The 15,093-nt window shown below is 67.9% G+C and carries 16 protein-coding genes; 4 read left to right on the top strand and 12 right to left on the bottom strand.

The genetic code is table 11. The features are described from left to right. The first annotated feature begins 140 nt into the window (after positions 1 to 140). Positions 141 to 1,478 (top strand): dihydroorotase, encoded by a 1,338-nt coding sequence (locus tag ACOQOP_RS22200; protein WP_420564001.1) that lies wholly within the window; start codon positions 141 to 143, stop codon positions 1,476 to 1,478. 2 nt (positions 1,479 to 1,480) lie between these two features. Next, positions 1,481 to 1,960 (top strand): GFA family protein, encoded by a 480-nt coding sequence (locus ACOQOP_RS22205; RefSeq protein WP_420564002.1) that lies wholly within the window; start codon positions 1,481 to 1,483, stop codon positions 1,958 to 1,960. A gap of 6 nt (positions 1,961 to 1,966) precedes the next feature. Here the strand turns inward: ACOQOP_RS22205 and ccoS are convergent, their stop codons facing one another. The 8 genes from ccoS to ccoN are packed head-to-tail and all read right to left on the bottom strand — an operon-like array spanning position 1,967 to position 9,700. Next, positions 1,967 to 2,122 (bottom strand): cbb3-type cytochrome oxidase assembly protein CcoS, encoded by a 156-nt coding sequence (ccoS, locus tag ACOQOP_RS22210; protein ID WP_420564003.1) that lies wholly within the window; start codon positions 2,120 to 2,122, stop codon positions 1,967 to 1,969. Continuing rightward, positions 2,119 to 4,410, bottom strand: a complete 2,292-nt coding sequence (locus tag ACOQOP_RS22215) for a heavy metal translocating P-type ATPase (RefSeq protein WP_420564004.1) — start codon at positions 4,408 to 4,410, stop codon at positions 2,119 to 2,121. The genes ccoS and ACOQOP_RS22215 overlap by 4 nt, the downstream gene beginning before the upstream one ends. Position 4,411: 1 nt before the next feature. Continuing rightward, the gene (locus ACOQOP_RS22220; RefSeq protein ID WP_420564005.1) at positions 4,412 to 4,909 is read right to left on the bottom strand and encodes a FixH family protein; all 498 of its coding nucleotides are present in this window, start codon (positions 4,907 to 4,909) and stop codon (positions 4,412 to 4,414) included. After that, a complete protein-coding gene (ccoG, locus tag ACOQOP_RS22225) occupies positions 4,906 to 6,480 on the bottom strand; it encodes a cytochrome c oxidase accessory protein CcoG (protein ID WP_420564006.1) in 1,575 nt (524 codons plus the stop codon). The genes ACOQOP_RS22220 and ccoG overlap by 4 nt, the downstream gene beginning before the upstream one ends. A gap of 32 nt (positions 6,481 to 6,512) precedes the next feature. After that, positions 6,513 to 7,382, bottom strand: coding sequence for a cytochrome-c oxidase, cbb3-type subunit III (gene ccoP, locus ACOQOP_RS22230; protein ID WP_420564007.1), 870 nt, complete (start codon positions 7,380 to 7,382; stop codon positions 6,513 to 6,515). A gap of 3 nt (positions 7,383 to 7,385) precedes the next feature. Further along, positions 7,386 to 7,535 (bottom strand): cbb3-type cytochrome c oxidase subunit 3, encoded by a 150-nt coding sequence (locus ACOQOP_RS22235; RefSeq protein WP_420564008.1) that lies wholly within the window; start codon positions 7,533 to 7,535, stop codon positions 7,386 to 7,388. Between the two features lie 11 nt (positions 7,536 to 7,546). Then, positions 7,547 to 8,278 (bottom strand): cytochrome-c oxidase, cbb3-type subunit II, encoded by a 732-nt coding sequence (ccoO, locus tag ACOQOP_RS22240; protein WP_420564009.1) that lies wholly within the window; start codon positions 8,276 to 8,278, stop codon positions 7,547 to 7,549. A 12-nt stretch (positions 8,279 to 8,290) separates the two neighbouring features. Next, positions 8,291 to 9,700: a cytochrome-c oxidase, cbb3-type subunit I gene (ccoN, locus tag ACOQOP_RS22245; protein ID WP_420566558.1), complete on the bottom strand. Its 1,410-nt coding sequence runs from the start codon at positions 9,698 to 9,700 to the stop codon at positions 8,291 to 8,293. A 341-nt stretch (positions 9,701 to 10,041) separates the two neighbouring features. Between ccoN and ACOQOP_RS22250 the strand changes: the two genes are divergently transcribed. Continuing rightward, positions 10,042 to 10,581, top strand: a complete 540-nt coding sequence (locus ACOQOP_RS22250) for a hemerythrin domain-containing protein (RefSeq protein WP_420564010.1) — start codon at positions 10,042 to 10,044, stop codon at positions 10,579 to 10,581. Here the strand turns inward: ACOQOP_RS22250 and ACOQOP_RS22255 are convergent. Beyond that, complete coding sequence (locus tag ACOQOP_RS22255; protein WP_420564011.1) at positions 10,573 to 11,298, bottom strand: Crp/Fnr family transcriptional regulator; 726 nt, start codon at positions 11,296 to 11,298, stop codon at positions 10,573 to 10,575. The two genes, ACOQOP_RS22250 and ACOQOP_RS22255, sit on opposite strands and share 9 nt — an antisense overlap. Positions 11,299 to 11,398: 100 nt before the next feature. Continuing rightward, positions 11,399 to 11,617: a hypothetical protein gene (locus ACOQOP_RS22260; RefSeq protein WP_420564012.1), complete on the bottom strand. Its 219-nt coding sequence runs from the start codon at positions 11,615 to 11,617 to the stop codon at positions 11,399 to 11,401. A 33-nt stretch (positions 11,618 to 11,650) separates the two neighbouring features. Between ACOQOP_RS22260 and ACOQOP_RS22265 the strand changes: the two genes are divergently transcribed. Beyond that, positions 11,651 to 13,075: an amidase gene (locus ACOQOP_RS22265; RefSeq protein ID WP_420564013.1), complete on the top strand. Its 1,425-nt coding sequence runs from the start codon at positions 11,651 to 11,653 to the stop codon at positions 13,073 to 13,075. Between the two features lie 84 nt (positions 13,076 to 13,159). Here the strand turns inward: ACOQOP_RS22265 and ACOQOP_RS22270 are convergent, their stop codons facing one another. Together ACOQOP_RS22270 and ACOQOP_RS22275 are read right to left on the bottom strand one after the other, a co-directional pair. Beyond that, complete coding sequence (locus ACOQOP_RS22270; RefSeq protein WP_420564014.1) at positions 13,160 to 14,554, bottom strand: NAD(P)(+) transhydrogenase (Re/Si-specific) subunit beta; 1,395 nt, start codon at positions 14,552 to 14,554, stop codon at positions 13,160 to 13,162. A 16-nt stretch (positions 14,555 to 14,570) separates the two neighbouring features. Continuing rightward, on the bottom strand, positions 14,571 to 15,014 hold the full coding sequence (locus tag ACOQOP_RS22275; RefSeq protein ID WP_420564015.1) for an NAD(P) transhydrogenase subunit alpha: 444 nt from the start codon (positions 15,012 to 15,014) through the stop codon (positions 14,571 to 14,573). Positions 15,015 to 15,093 lie beyond the last annotated feature (79 nt).

A 15,093-nucleotide genomic window follows, 5' to 3' on the forward strand; every position in this document is an offset into this window, starting at 1 on the left:
AATGAGGGCCGACTATCGCAGGTCGTCCCCGCCGGCTCCACCGTGGCAATTCGCACGCCGGCACGAGATCCTGCCTCCCAAGACCGGTTGCCGCCCGCCACGGCGTGACTATGCTGGCCCCGTCACGAACGGAGGCAGGCATGGCGCGATACGATCTGGTGGTGCGGGGCGGCGAGGTGTTCACCCCATCGGGGCTGGAACGGGTGGATCTCGGGGTTACCGGCGGGAAGATCACCGGGATCGGCGACCTGGTGACGGCGGAAGCCGGCGAGGTGGTCGACGCGTCCGGCCTGACCGTGCTGCCCGGGGTGATCGACACTCAGGTGCATTTCCGCGAGCCCGGCCTGGAGCATAAGGAAGACATCCACCACGGCACCCGCGCCGCCGCCAAGGGCGGAGTCACCTCGATCTTCGAGATGCCGAACACCTCGCCGCTGACCCTCACCGAGGTCGAGCTGAACGACAAGCTCGTCCGCTCCAAGGGCCGCGCCTGGTGCGACCACGCCTATTTCGTGGGTGCTGCCGAGGAGAACGTCCACCTGCTGGAGGAACTGGAGCTGGCGCCGGGCTGCGCCGGTGTGAAGGTGTTCATGGGCTCCTCCACCGGCTCGCTGCTGGTGGAGAAGGACGAGCTGCTGGCCAAGGTGCTGGCCGCCGGCCGCCGCCGGGTCGCCGTCCATGCCGAGGACGAGGACATGCTGCGCGAGCGCCAGCACATCGCCAAGGAGGAGGGCCATCCGCGCGCCCATCCGGTCTGGCGCTCCCCGGAATGCGCGCTCAAGGCGACCCAGCGGATCGTGCGCCTGGGCCGCGCCGCCGGCCGCCCGGTCCATGTGCTGCACATCACCTCCGCCGAGGAGATGGCCTTCCTGGCCGAAAACAAGGACGTGGCCACGGTCGAGACCACCCTGAACCACCTGACCATGGCGGCTCCCGAATGCTACGAGCGGCTCGGCTCGCTGGCGCAGATGAACCCGCCGGTGCGCGAGCAGCACCATCAGGACGCCCTGTGGCGGGCGATCGCCGACGGCACGGTCGACGTGATCGGCTCCGACCACGCGCCGCATACCCTGGAGGAGAAGCAGCGCCCCTATCCGTCGAGCCCGTCCGGCATGCCCGGGGTGCAGACCCTGCTGCCGCTGCTGCTGGACCACATGAATGCCGGCCGCCTGACGCTCGCCCGTCTGGTCGACCTGACCTCGGCCGGTCCGCACCGGATCTACGGCATCGCCGGCAAGGGCCGTATCGCCAAGGGCTGGGACGCCGACCTGACCCTTGTGGACCTGAAGGCCAGGCGCGAGATCACCAACAAGTGGATCGCCAGCAAGTGCGGCTGGACGCCGTTCGACGGCAAGACCGTCACCGGCTGGCCGATCGCCACCTTGGTGCGCGGCAATGTGGTCATGCGCGACGACGAGTTGGTCGGCGAGGCCGTCGGTGAGCCGGTGCGCTTCTGGTCGAGCCTGCAGAGGGGGTGAGGATGGCCGAGGGACACTTTGCCGAGGGTGGGTGCACCTGCCGGACGGTCCGCTACCGGCTCAAGCGCAAGCCGATGTTCGTGCATTGCTGCCACTGCACCTGGTGCCAGCGCGACAGCGGCACGGCCTTCGCCCTGAACGCGCTGATCGAGACGGCGGAGGTGGAACTGCTGTCGGGAAAGCTGGAGGCGGTGGACACGCCGACCGAGAGCGGGAAGGGCCAGATCTTCATGCGCTGCCCGACCTGCCTGGCGGCCATGTACAGCCATTATGCCGGGGCGGGCCCGTCCGTCGCCTTCGTTCGGGTCGGCACGCTGGACGACCCGGGCAAGCTGCCGCCGGATGTCCACATCTTCACCCGCTCCAAGCTGCCCTGGGTGAAGCTGCCCGAAGGCGCGCTGGTGATGGAGGAGTTCTACTCCTACCGCGATCACTGGCCGGAGGAGAGCTTCGCCCGGCTGAAGGCTGCCAAGCAGGGGTAGGTGGACCTACTTCTTCGGCTTGTCGTCTTCGGGCAGCAGGATCCGCTCGGCCGCGCCGTCCAGATCCTCGAACTGGCCCGACCGCAGCGCCCACAGGAAGGCCACCAGCCCGATCAGGCCGAGCGCGAGGGCGGCGGGAATCAGGATCGATAGGATGGTCATGCGCGGGCTCCCATCGCCGGGGTGAGGGGAGTCTTGATGTCGTCCCTCCCGGCATCGGCCGCAACCCCCGGCCGGCGTCCCGGCAGGGCGAGGCGCAGGGCGTTGGCGACCACCACCACCGACGAGGCCGACATGGCGATCGCGGCGAAGAGCGGAGTCGCGTAGCCGGCGATCGCCAGCGGGATGGCGATGGCGTTGTAGACGATGGCCAGCCCGAAATTCTCCAGGATCAGCCGGCGCGCCTTGCGGGCGACGGCGATGGCGGTCGGGATCGCGCCCATGTCCTCGCTCAGGAAGACGATGCCGGCGGCTGACCGGCTGACATCGGAGGCGGCACTCGGCGCCATGGAAACGTCGGCGGCGGCCAGGGCCGGCGCGTCGTTCAGTCCGTCGCCGATCATCAGCACCCGGTGACCGTCCGCCTGCAGCGCATGGATCGCCTCGATCTTGCTGGCCGGCGTGGCGCGGGCGGACCAGCGGTCCAGGCCGAGCCGGGCGGCGGTCTCCGCCACCTTGGCCTCGCCGTCGCCGGAGAGCAGGGCCGGGGCCAGACCGAGGCGGATCAGGGTCGCAACGGCGCCGTCCGCACCGGGGCGCGGCCGGTCGAGCAGGTCGAAGGCGGCGGCCAGCGTGCCGTCGCAGGACAGTATCGGGGCGCCAAGCCGGTCGACGGCAAGGTCGGCATAGGCCGCTTCCGACAGGGCCCAGTCCGGCCGGCCCAGGCGCCAGGTCCGGCCGTCGATGACGCCCTCGATGCCATGGCCGGCCTGCTCGGTGACGCTGTCGGGGGCGATCGGGGTCGACCGGGCGGCTGCGGCGATGGCCTGGGCCACCGGATGCCGGCTATGCCGGGCGAGAGCGGCGGCGACCGACAAGGTGGTGTCGGACAGGCGCTCCAGGGCGCGCGGGTCGACGGTCGGGGTGGTCAGGGTGCCGGTCTTGTCCAGCACCACCCGGTCCACGGTGGCCAGGGCCTCCAGCGCCCCGCCGTCGCGCAGCAGGATGCGGTGCCTCAGCAGCCGTCCGGCGGCGACAACCTGCACGATCGGGGCGGCAAGGCCCAGGGCGCAGGGGCAGGTGATGATCAGCACGGCGATGGCGGTGGTGAGCGCGTGGTGCAGTCCGCCGCCCGCGAGCCACCAGCCGAGGAAGGTGGCCGCGGCGATCAGGTGCACCGCCGGGGCGTAGACCGCCGCCATCCGGTCGGCCAGACGGCTCAGCGCCGGACGCGCGGTCTCCGCCGCCTCCAGCATGGACCGCATCTCGCCCAGGAAGGAGGCATGGCCGGCCCGGGTCGCGATGAGCTTCAGCGGTCCATCGACCACCATGGCGCCCGCCACGATAGTCTCGCCGGCGGCCAGCTCGACCGCATCGCTCTCTCCGGTGACGACCGAGAGGTCGACCCGCACGCCGCCGGTGGTCACGGTGCCGTCCACCGGCACCCGGTCGCCGGTCGCGACCAGCACGGTCATGCCCGGTGACACCTCGGACACCGGGGTCCAGGAGGTGGTGCCGTCGGATGCGACGACCACGGCACCGCGCGGCGTGGTGCGGTCCAGGGTCTTCAGAGCCGCGCCGGCGCGCGAGCGCATCACGTAATCCAGGGTGCGGCCGATCAGCAGGAAGAAGAGCAGGGTGACCGAGGCGTCGAAATACGCATGGGCCCCGCCGGTCAGGGTCTCGTGCAGCGACAGCACGACCGCCAGGATCACGGCGAGCGAGATCGGCACGTCCATGTTCAGCCGGCCGGCCTTCAGCGCGTGCAGCGCCGGCACGAAGAAGGGCCGTCCGGCGACGGCGACGGCGGGAATGGCGATGGCGGCCGAGATCCAGTGGAACAGGTCGCGCGTCGCGTCGTCCGCCCCCGACCAGATCGAGACGGAGAGCAGCATGACGTTGCCGGCGGCGAAGCCGGCGACGGCCAGGGCGATGAACAGGCTGCGCAGGACCGGGTCCGGCCCGCTCTCCTGCTCGTCCATCAGACCGGCGCGGTAGCCGGCATGGTCCAGCGCGGCGAAGACGGCCTCGGACTCCACGGCCTCGCGCGGCCATTTCACGGTGACGAAACGTCCAGCCAGGTTCACCCGGGCATCGGTCACGCCCTCGACCGCACCGACTGCCTTCTCGATGGTGGAGATGCAGGCGGCGCAATGGGCGTCCGGCACGGCGAGGCGGGTGGCGACCAGTCCGCCGCCGATATCATGGGAGGCGTCCAGCAGCTCGCGCCGGTCCGGCCGCTGGGCCTGGCCCGGCACCGAGAGGGAGGCGGAGGCGGCACAGCAGGACATGTCACTTGCCTTCGCTCACGGAGAACCGGGTCTCGTATCGCCAGACCCGGCCGTCCGCCAGGGTGAGGGCGACGTCGGCGACCCAGAGGCCGTCGGCCAGGGCGTCGGGCATGCTGACCGCGCCGCTCGGGGCGGCCGGCACGTCAATCAGCCGATCCTCGGTTCGGGTGACCGGCCGGCCGATCCGCACCGTCCCGCCGAGGATCTCCACGCCCTTTCCGTCGGCGTCGGTGAGGGTCAGGGAGAGCTGGTCCCTGGCCTGCACGAAGGACAGCGCGTAGCCCAGCGCCTGCTGCTCTCGGGCGGCCGCGACGCGCTCGTTGAAGCGTTGGCTTTCGACATAGGAATTGGCGACGACGAGACCCGGCCAGGTGCCGGCGGCGAGGGTGGCCATGGTCACGTTGACCGCGATGATCAGGCCGAAGAAGGTCAGCAGGATCAGGAAGACGTGGCGGCCGGTCAGCTTGAACGATCCATCGTCTCGGGACGTGTCACTCATCGCGCTGCTCCATCGTAGAAGATCGCATCGTACTCGGCGCTCTCCGAGCCCGCACTGTCGCGGATCCGGAAGCGGAAGGGGGTCTGCTCGCCTTCCAGAGCATCGGGGCCCGCGACCACGAAGATCCGCTGGGCCCGAAGGCTGTCCGGATCGACATCCAGGAAGATCGCCTGGCGCGGATCGTCCTTCTCCAGCGGCATGATCATCGCGGCGTCGGGGAAGTCCTCGATGGTGAGCAGGACGGTCCGGCGCTCGGGCATCATGTTCAGGATCTTCACGGTATAGCCGTTGCGGATGCTGCCGTCGGACAGGCGCACGGAGACCGGGTTGCGGTCGTGCAGAACGTTGAGCTCCAGCCGGTCGCGGGTGGTCAGCATCACCAGCATCGCCACGCCGATCAGCGCCCAGATGGCGAAGTAGACCATGGTGCGCGGCCGCAGGATCGAGCGCAGGGTGGTGTGCTCGACCTCCGGCGCGATGCCGCCGTCCGGGGTGTGGACGCGCGACGGGTCGATCGTGCCGTCGGCGAGCCGTGCCAGCGTCATGTTGTGTTCGTAGGAGGCCAGGGTGGAGTACGAGATCAGGCCCTTGGGCTTGCCGATCTTGTCCATCACCTGGTCGCAGGCGTCGATGCACAGGGCGCAGGTGATGCATTCGAGCTGCTGGCCGTCGCGGATGTCGATGCCCATCGGGCAGACCGCCACGCAGGCGTTGCAGTCGATGCAGTCGCCGACCGTCGCACCGGCCGCCTCCTGGACCTTGCGGTGGCGCGAGCGCGGCTCTCCGCGCCAGGCGTTGTAGGTCACGGTCAGCGAGTGCTCGTCGAGCATCGCGGCCTGGATGCGCGGCCAGGGGCACATGTAGGTGCAGACCTGTTCGCGCATCAGCCCGCCGAGCGAGTAGGTGGTGAAGGTGAGCACCGCGATCGTGCCGTAGGCGACCGTCGGCGCGGTGCCGGTCACCACCTCCATGAGCAGGGTCGGCGCGTCGGCGAAATAGAAGATCCACGCACCGCCGGTGGCCACGGCGATCAGCAGCCAGATCGTGTGCTTGCTCACGCGCTTGGCCGCCTTCGACGCGCTCATGGGTTCCTTGTCGAGGCGGATGCGCTTGTTGCGGTCGCCCTCGACGAACCGCTCGACCACCAGGAACAGGTCGACCCAGACGGTCTGCGGGCAGGTGTAGCCGCACCAGGCGCGGCCGACCGAGGAGGTGACCAGGAACAGGCCCAGCGCCGCCATCAGCAGCAGGCCGGCCACGTAGTAGAATTCCTGCGGCCAGATCTCGATCCAGAAGAAATAGAAGCGGCGGTGATACAGGTCGATCAGCACCGCCTGGTCCGGGGCGAACTCGCCCCGGTCCCAGCGGATCCACGGGGTGACATAGTAGATGCCCAGCGTGATCAGCATCACCAGCCACTTGAAGCGGCGGAAGGTGCCTTCCGCGCGCTTCGGGTGGATCTTCTTGCGCGGGGCGTAGAGCGGCTGCTGCTTGTCACGACGGTTGACCGGCTCGACGTCGAATTGCTCGAGGCCGCTCCCTGCCGTGCCATTCTGGTCAACCGTCGTCATCGGAACTCTCCGTCAATCAGCCGCTGCGGCGCTTATTCGCCGCCGCCCAGACCGTGCACATACACGGCGAGCTGCTTCACAACCGCATCACCCAGACGATCACCCCAGGCGGGCATAACACCGTGCTTGGGGTTGTTGACCTGGGACACGATGTCCTGCTGCGAGTTGCCGTACAGCCACAGCGCATCGGCCAGGTTCGGCGCCCCCAGCTCGGTGTTGCCGAGCCCGTCATCCCCGTGGCAGGCCGCACAGTTCTCGGCATAGACCCGGGCCCCCTCGTCCATCGCGCTCTGGTCATGCTCGAGACCCGAGAGCGAGCGGACGTAGTGGGCGACCGCCAGGATGTCCTCGCGGGGGAGGAGCTGGTCGCGGCCGAAGGCCGGCATCTCGGACCACCTTGTGTCGCCGTCGGCCTCGTAGCGGACGCCGTGGCGGATGGTGGCGGCGATCTGCTCGACCGACCCGCCCCACAGCCAGTCGTCGTCGTTCAGGTTCGGATAGCCCGCCGCACCCTGGGCGCCGGACCCGTGGCACTGGGAGCAGTAGACCTTGAAGGCCGACGCACCGCCGGCCGACGCGAAGCGCGCCAGTTCCGGATTGGCCTGGATCTCGCCCACGTCCATGCCGCGGATCTGCTCCAGCATGTCGGCCCGGCCGGCCTCGACCTCGGCCATCTCCTGGTGCAGCTGACCGCGGGTGGTCTCGCCGGAGATGCCCCGGGTCGCCCCCTCGATCAGCGGGATCGCCGGGTAGTACACGGCGTAGCCGATGGAGAACACGATGGTGGCGTAGAACACATAGACCCACCAGCGCGGCAGCGGATTGTTCAGCTCCTTGATGCCGTCCCACTCGTGACCGGTGGTCTCGACATTGGTGACGCTGTCGATCTCCTTCTCGCTCATGGCTCAGTCCTCCTTAAGCGGGATGGCGGCGGCGTCGTCGGCCGATTTGCGTCCACCCGGGCGGAATGTGTAGGCGACCACCCCAACGAAGATGATCACCATGTAGAGCAGCCCCCAGCTGTCGGCGGCCTGTCTCAGACTCTCGTAGGTCATGGCTGGCCTCCTCAGCGGGCGTTGGCCTCGGGGTCGAAGGTCGAGAAGTCGACCAGCGTCCCGAGCATCTGCAGGTAGGCGACCACGGCATCCATCTCCGTCAGGCGGTTCGGGTTGCCGTCGAAGTCACCGGTCTTGGCCTTCGGGTAGCGGGCCAGCAGCCCGTCCCAGTCGGCATCACGGTTCGCCTGGTCACGCAGGTCGGCCAGGGCGTTCTCGATCATCTCGTCGTCATACGGGACACCGAGCATCCGGTTGGTCTTCAGGTGACCGGCGATGTTGGTGGTATCCAGGTCGGTATCGGCCAGGAAGGCGTACGACGGCATGATCGACTCCGGCACGACCGAGCGCGGCTCGATCAGGTGCTGGACATGCCACTCGTTGGAGTAGCGGTCGCCGATGCGGGCCAGGTCCGGTCCGGTGCGCTTGGAGCCCCACTGGAACGGGTGGTCGTACATGCTTTCCGCCGCCAGCGAGTAGTGGCCGTAGCGCTCCACCTCGTCGCGGAAGGGCCGGATCATCTGGCTGTGGCAGACGTAGCAGCCCTCGCGCTGGTAGATCTCGCGCCCCTTGAGCTCGAGCGGCGAGTAGGGACGCATCCCCTCCACCTTCTCGATGGTGTTCTGCAGGTAGAACAGGGGCGCGATCTCGACGATGCCGCCGATGGTGACCACGAGGAAGGACAGGACCAGGAGCAGCGTGGCGTTGGTTTCGACACGATGGTGCTTATCGAGGATCGACATGATTTCCTCCGATCAGGCGGGTTGTGCCGAAGCGGTGACGATCGGCTGCTCGTTGCGTTCGCGGCCCATGATCGTCATGGCGACGTTGTAGGCCATGACCAGTCCGCCAGCGAGGTAGAGGACCCCCGAGAACGTGCGGGCGACGTAGAAGGGATGCATGGCGTCGACCGTCTCGGCGAAGGAGTAGACCAGGAAGCCTTCCTGATCGTATTCGCGCCACATCAGGCCCTGCATGATCCCGCTGACCCACATCACGCCGGCATAGGCGGCGATGCCGAGGGTGGCGAGCCAGAAGTGCCAGTTCACCATCCGCAGGGAGTACAGCTTCTCGCGGCCGTACAGACGCGGCACCAGGAAGTAGATCGCCCCGAAGGAGATCATGCCGACCCAGCCGAGCGCGCCGGAATGCACGTGGCCGATGGTCCAGTCGGTGTAGTGACTGAGCGCGTTCACGCTCTTCACCGACATCATCGGACCTTCGAAGGTCGACATGCCGTAGAACGCCAGCGCCATGACCATCATGCGGATGATCGGGTCGGTGCGGATCTTGTCCCAGGCCCCCGAGAGGGTCATCAGGCCGTTGATCATCCCACCCCAGGACGGCATCCACAGCATGATCGAGAACACCATGCCGAGGGTCTGCGCCCAGTCGGGCAGGGCTGTGTAGTGCAGGTGGTGCGGACCGGCCCAGATGTAGAGGAAGATCAGCGACCAGAAGTGCACGATCGACAGCCGGTAGGAATAGACCGGCCGCTCGGCCTGCTTCGGCACGAAGTAGTACATCATGCCCAGGAAGCCGGCGGTCAGGAAGAAGCCGACCGCGTTATGGCCGTACCACCACTGGGTCAGCGCATCCTGCACGCCGGAGAATAGAGAGTAGCTCTTCGAGCCGGTCAGCGAGACCGGGATCGCCAAGGCGTTCACCACATGCAGCATGGCCACCGTGACGATGAACGACAGGTAGAACCAGTTGGCCACGTAGATGTGTGGTTCCTTGCGCTTCAGGATGGTGCCGAGAAACACGACCAGGTAGGCGACCCACACGACGGTCAGCCAGAGGTCGATGTACCACTCCGGTTCGGCGTATTCCTTCGACTGGCTGTTTCCCAGCAGGTAGCCGGTTGCGGCCAGGACGATGAAGAGCTGGTAGCCCCAGAAGACGAACCAGGCCAGGTCGCCGCCGAACAGGCGGGCGCGGCAGGTGCGCTGCACCACGTAGAAGCTCGTGCAGATCAGCGCGTTGCCGCCGAAGGCAAAGATCACGGCCGAGGTATGCAGCGGGCGGACACGTCCGAAATTGAACCAGGGCTCAATATTCAGGTCGGGCCAGGCAAGCTGGGAGGCGGCGACCACGCCGACAAGGAAGCCGACGATCCCCCAGAACACGGTGGCCAGCACGCCGAAGCGCACCGGGCCGTCCATGTAGCTGTCAGGGTCGGCAGCGGTGGTCTCGCGCCCGATCAGCCAGAAGGCGACCAGAACAGCGACGAGGAAGAAGAGGTAGGCGTGGAACTCATAAACCGCGTCCTGCGCTCCTGCCGCCATGAACAAGGCGAGCAGGCCGGCGAAGGCCGCGAGGGAAAGTTCGATCGCTTTAGACATGATCCGGATTCCCGCAGCGTGTGATTGACACGGCGCGGAAGGTGTCGTTTTCGGGACCTGGTTTCCTTGATCTCGATCAACGACCGCCCCCGCAAGCGAGCCCTATCCTAACACTATTCAGACCGCCAAAGAGCGGTCGCGGCCAACGGGATCGATAGGTGATGCAGGGAGGCAACAGGCTGCATTCCGGATCGGCGGAGAACGAGGGGGCGGAGCCGCCCGGCACCGAGCCGATGGTCGGCGGTGCGTGCGCGCCGTGTCTGCGCGAGGCCATCCGGAAGTTCGAGACCAACCAGGCCCAGGTCCTGCGGGTCTGCACGGAGCTGGAGCAGCTGGCGGACGGACTGCCGACGCTGCCGAGCAACGGCAGCCATATCCGGCTGGCCCGGCGCCTCGGTGCGGTCCTGCGCGATCTCCATGCCCTGGAGGAAGCCGAGATCCTGCCGATCATTTCGGCGGCCCTCGGCGACGAGCTGGTTCAGGACAGCATCCGCAACCTGATCGAGGAGCACCGGACCGACGAGGCCTTTGCCGACGAGATCTGCGAGGTGCTGCTGGAATGGACGGCGGGCGAGCGCCATCACGATGCGGCGACGCTCGGCTACATGCTGCGCGGACTGTTCGACAATCTGCGCCGCCACAATGCGCGCGAGCGGGGCCAGCTCATCGCACCGGCGCGGCGGCGGCTGGCGTCAAGCTGAGCCGGTCGCGTCCTTGAGCGCCTCGCGGTCGGGCACGACGATGTGCCGGTTGCCCTCGATCTCGATCAGCCCTTCCTTGCGCAGGACGGTGAACTGCCGGCTGACGGTCTCGATGGTCAACCCGAGATAGTCGGCGATCTCCGCCCGGGACAGGGGCAGCTCGAAGGTGACGCTGTCCCCCTCGTGTTCGGGATCGATATGGTCTGCGATCAGGCTCAGGAAGCTGGCCACCTTCTCCTTGGCCGTCATCCGGCCCAGCACCAGCATCCATTGCCGGGCCTCGTCCAGCTCCTTCAGAACCTGGCGGAGCAGCCGATTCTCCAGTTCCGGGTTCTCCCGCAGCATCGACTCCAGCACGTCCTTCGGGAAGGAGCAGAGCTTCACGTCGACCGCGACCTCGGCGCCGAAATTGCTCGACTTCATGAACGGCCGGCCGAGGAAATCGGGCGCGAACTGCAGCCCGACGATCTGCTGGCGGCCGTCCGGCATCAGCTTGGTGAGCTTCACCGCGCCAGACAGGATGTTGGAATAGGTGTGGACGTCGTCCTCCTCGTGGACAAGTTCCTGCTTGCGGGCGGCGACACGCTTGCTGGTGTGCCGGCTCAGCTTCTGCAACTCGTCGCCGGACAGCGCGCCGCAGATGCCCTTGTGCCGGGCCTCGCAGGCGCGGCAGATCACCGGGATATCCGAATTGTGGATGTCTTTCCGTTCAGACACGGAACACCTCGACCACGCTGGGTGCATCTCACTCTGGCACTCGGCCGATGCCATCCTATCAAAGACCGGCCGCTGCGGAACCCGGTGTGGCTATCCGACGCTAGAAGCCGAAGCGCCCCTTGAACGGCTGCCCGGTGGCGAGCGAGATCAGGTGCGCCGCCGCCGCCAGGGCGACCACCACGCCGAGGATCTGCAAAAACGTCCACGGCACCGGCAAGGGTGGATCCAGGGTCTCGCGCGGCCGGCGCTGCATGTGCCACGCTAGGGCCGCCAACGTCAGACTGACAGCCATGATGATCAGCGTTGTGGACAGGGGCATGGGGGGCAACCCGCGTGACAGAGGAGACTTGTGATGAATGACTTATCGGGCAGCGACAAGGGCGCATCCTACGATCCGTCCACCTTCCAGCCGCTGACCTACGTGGACGGGACCTCGGCCTTCGCCGAGGGGAAGGACAGCCCGAGCGCCTATCTCGAGCGCTGCCTGGACGTCATCTCCGCGCGCGAAGGCACCGTCAAGGCCTGGGTCACCCTGAACGAAGCCGGCGCCAAGGAACAGGCCGACGCCTCGACCAAGCGCTGGAAGGCCGGCAAGCCGCTGTCGCCGATCGACGGCATGCCGATCGGGGTCAAGGACCTCTACATGACCAAGGACATGCCCACCCAGATGGGCTCGCCGCTCTATGCCGGGCGCATGACCGGAGAGGATTCGGCCCCAGTCCAGGCCCTGCGGCTGGCGGGTGCGGTGGTGCTCGGCAAGACGGTGACCACGGAGCTCGGCTTTTCCCATCCGGGGCCGACCACCAATCCGTTCGATCCGGAGCGCACGCCCGGCGGCTCGTCCTCCGGCTCCGCCGCGGTGATCGGTGCGGGCATGGTGCCGGCGGCGCTGGGCAGCCAGGTCGTGGGCTCGATCATCCGGCCGGCCGGCTTCTGCGCGAATACCGCGATCAAGCCGACCCTGGGCGCCCTGCACCGGGGCGAGCGTCAGGGCATGAGCCACAGCCACCTGGGCGTCCACGCCGGATCGATCGCCGACATGTGGGCGGTCACCCATGCCGTCTCCCACTTCGTCGGCGGCGACCCGGGCAGCCCGGGCCTGTTCGGTCCGCAGACCGCCCCCGTCGCGAGCAAGCCGGCGCGGCTGATCGTGACCGAGAGCGAGGGCTGGCATCAGACCGACGACGCCACAAAGACCGCCTTCGAGACCCTGATCGACCGGATCGCCGCCTCGGGCGTGGAGATCCTCCGCCGCGCCGACCATGGTGATCTCGACGCCTTCGAGAAGGAGATCGCCGAGAGCCTGCTGCTGTGCCGCGACATCTGCGGCTGGGAGATGCTCTGGGTGCTGCGCAACCTGGCGGAGAAGGACGTCACCAAGCTCAGCGACAGCATGCGCCAGCGCCTGTCCATGGCCTCGGAGATGTCGATCGACGACTACCGGGCGGCCCTGACCAAGCGCGACGCGATGCGGGCCCGGTTCAAGGCGGTATCGGCGAACGCGGATGCGATGATCACCCTGTCCTCCACCGGCCCGGCGCCGAAATTCGTCGATTCCGCCACCCAGGAGGGCGAGCCGGGGCTGATCCACACCACCGGCCTGCCGGCCTACAACGCCTGGACCTCGGCGATCGGCTGCCCCTGCGTGACCGTGCCGATGCTGTCGGTCGACGGCATGCCGGTCGGCGTCCAGATCGTCGGCCGCCACAACGAGGACTGGCGCACCGGCGCCATCGCCCGCTGGGTGAAGGAGACCCTGGAGCCGGTGATCGGATAGGGTGTCGAAGGGCGGCCCACACCCACAAAGAAAAGGCGCCGGAGATCGCTCCCCGGCGCCTTTCGTGTTTCGCGGCGAAGACCGTCAGTCCAGCGACTGGACGATCTCCTCGCACATCTTCTTGGCGTCGCCGAACAGCATCATCGTGTTGTCGCGGAAGAACACCTCGTTCTCCACGCCGGCATAGCCGGACGCCATGGAGCGCTTCACGAACAGCACGGTCTTGGCGTTCTCCACGTCCAGGATCGGCATGCCGTAGATCGGGCTCGCCGGGTCGGTCTTGGCCGCCGGGTTGGTCACGTCGTTGGCGCCGATCACGAAGGCCACGTCGGTCTGGGAGAAATCGCGGTTGATCTCCTCCAGTTCGAGCACCTCGTCATAGGGCACGTTGGCCTCGGCCAGCAGCACGTTCATGTGGCCCGGCATGCGGCCCGCCACCGGGTGGATGGCGTAGCGGACCTTCACGCCCTTGGCCTTCAGCGTGTCGGCCATCTCGCGCAGGGCGTGCTGGGCCTGGGCCACCGCCATGCCATAGCCCGGCACGATGATGACCGACGACGCGCTCTCCATGATGAAGGCCGCGTCTTCGGCACTGCCCGACTTGACCGAGCGGTCGCCGCCCGGCCCACCGGCCGCCGCCGCCTCGCTCTCGCCGCCGAAGCCGCCGAGAATGACGCTGATGAACGACCGGTTCATGCCCTTGCACATGATGTAGGACAGGATCGCGCCGGAGGAGCCCACCAGCGCACCGGTGATGATCAGCAGGTGGTTGCCGAGGGTGAAGCCGATGCCGGCCGCCGCCCAGCCCGAATACGAGTTCAGCATCGACACCACGACCGGCATGTCGGCGCCGCCGATCGGCAGGATCAGCAGGAAGCCGAGCGCCAGGGCGACGATGAAGATCAGCCAGAACGCGGTCGGGCCCTGGGTGACGCACAGCCAGATGATCAGGACCACCAGGGCGACGCCGAGCAGGGCGTTCAGCGGATGCTGGCCGGTGAAGACCAGCGGCCGGCCGGTGACCAGACCCTGGAGCTTGCCGAAGGCGATGATCGATCCGGTGAAGGTGATCGCGCCGATCGCCAGGCCCAGCGCCATCTCGATCAGCGAGCCGACGCGGATCGCGCCGATCTCGCCGATGCCGTAGGCGTCCGGCCGGTAGAAGGCCGCGGCCGCCACGAAACAGGCGGCGAGACCGACCAGGCTGTGGAACGCCGCCACGAGCTGAGGCAGGGCGGTCATCTGGATCTTGCGGGCGATGACGGCACCGATGGCGCCGCCGATCAGCAGGCCGACGATGATGATCTCGTAGGACTGCACCACCGGCAGGGTCAGGGTGGTGACGATGGCGATGGCCATGCCGGCCATGCCGTAATAGTTGCCCGCCCGCGAGGTGGAGGGGTGCGACAGGCCGCGCAGCGCCATGATGAAGCAGACGCCGGAGACCAGGTACAGAAGCGAGGAGATGGTGCCACTCATGATATGGGTCCTTCCCTCACTTCTTCTTCTTGAACATGGCGAGCATGCGCTCGGTCACCAGGAAGCCGCCGGCGATGTTCACGCTGGCCAGCACCACGGCGAAGAAGCCCATGATCGACGAGAAGTTCATGCTGTCCGGGCCGGCCGCGATCAGCGCGCCGACGATGATCACCGAGGAGATCGCGTTGGTGACCGCCATCAGCGGCGAGTGCAGGGCCGGGGTGACCCGCCACACCACGTAGTAGCCGACGAAGCAGGCCAGCACGAAGACGGTCAGGCCGACCACGGTGGGGTCGAGCGCGCCGCCCTGGGCGGCCTGGGCCGCCGGGGCGGTCGCCGCGACCGTCTTGTCCAGCGCCGCGGTGCCAGCCTGGGTGGCCAGGTCGGCGGCATCAGAGGCAAGCTCGCGGGCCTCTTCGGCGAGGTCCTTAAGCTTGTCCGCGAGAGAAGTGTCCGACATCAGGGTCCCTCCTTACGCCTTCGCGTCGCCGCTTGAGCCGTCCGGCTTGGGCGCCGCCTCCGGCTTGGTTTCCTCAGCC

Source organism: Thalassobaculum sp., from assembly GCF_965223715.1.
Classification (GTDB): domain Bacteria; phylum Pseudomonadota; class Alphaproteobacteria; order Thalassobaculales; family Thalassobaculaceae; genus Thalassobaculum.

Excerpts from the sequence above, each read along its gene's own strand:
- ACOQOP_RS22260 (WP_420564012.1), bottom strand. The coding sequence starts at position 11,617 with ATGCCCCTGTCCACAACGCTGATCATCATGGCTGTCAGTCTGACGTTG.
- ACOQOP_RS22250 (WP_420564010.1), top strand. The coding sequence starts at position 10,042 with ATGCAGGGAGGCAACAGGCTGCATTCCGGATCGGCGGAGAACGAGGGG.
- ccoP (WP_420564007.1), bottom strand. The coding sequence starts at position 7,382 with ATGAGCGAGAAGGAGATCGACAGCGTCACCAATGTCGAGACCACCGGT.
- ccoG (WP_420564006.1), bottom strand. The coding sequence starts at position 6,480 with ATGACGACGGTTGACCAGAATGGCACGGCAGGGAGCGGCCTCGAGCAA.
- ccoO (WP_420564009.1), bottom strand. The coding sequence starts at position 8,278 with ATGTCGATCCTCGATAAGCACCATCGTGTCGAAACCAACGCCACGCTG.
- ACOQOP_RS22235 (WP_420564008.1), bottom strand. The coding sequence starts at position 7,535 with ATGACCTACGAGAGTCTGAGACAGGCCGCCGACAGCTGGGGGCTGCTC.
- ccoS (WP_420564003.1), bottom strand. The coding sequence starts at position 2,122 with ATGACCATCCTATCGATCCTGATTCCCGCCGCCCTCGCGCTCGGCCTG.
- ACOQOP_RS22205 (WP_420564002.1), top strand. The coding sequence starts at position 1,481 with ATGGCCGAGGGACACTTTGCCGAGGGTGGGTGCACCTGCCGGACGGTC.
- ccoN (WP_420566558.1), bottom strand. The coding sequence starts at position 9,700 with ATGGACGGCCCGGTGCGCTTCGGCGTGCTGGCCACCGTGTTCTGGGGG.
- ACOQOP_RS22220 (WP_420564005.1), bottom strand. The coding sequence starts at position 4,909 with ATGAGTGACACGTCCCGAGACGATGGATCGTTCAAGCTGACCGGCCGC.
- ACOQOP_RS22200 (WP_420564001.1), top strand. The coding sequence starts at position 141 with ATGGCGCGATACGATCTGGTGGTGCGGGGCGGCGAGGTGTTCACCCCA.
- ACOQOP_RS22270 (WP_420564014.1), bottom strand. The coding sequence starts at position 14,554 with ATGAGTGGCACCATCTCCTCGCTTCTGTACCTGGTCTCCGGCGTCTGC.
- ACOQOP_RS22265 (WP_420564013.1), top strand. The coding sequence starts at position 11,651 with ATGAATGACTTATCGGGCAGCGACAAGGGCGCATCCTACGATCCGTCC.
- ACOQOP_RS22275 (WP_420564015.1), bottom strand. The coding sequence starts at position 15,014 with ATGTCGGACACTTCTCTCGCGGACAAGCTTAAGGACCTCGCCGAAGAG.
- ACOQOP_RS22215 (WP_420564004.1), bottom strand. The coding sequence starts at position 4,410 with ATGTCCTGCTGTGCCGCCTCCGCCTCCCTCTCGGTGCCGGGCCAGGCC.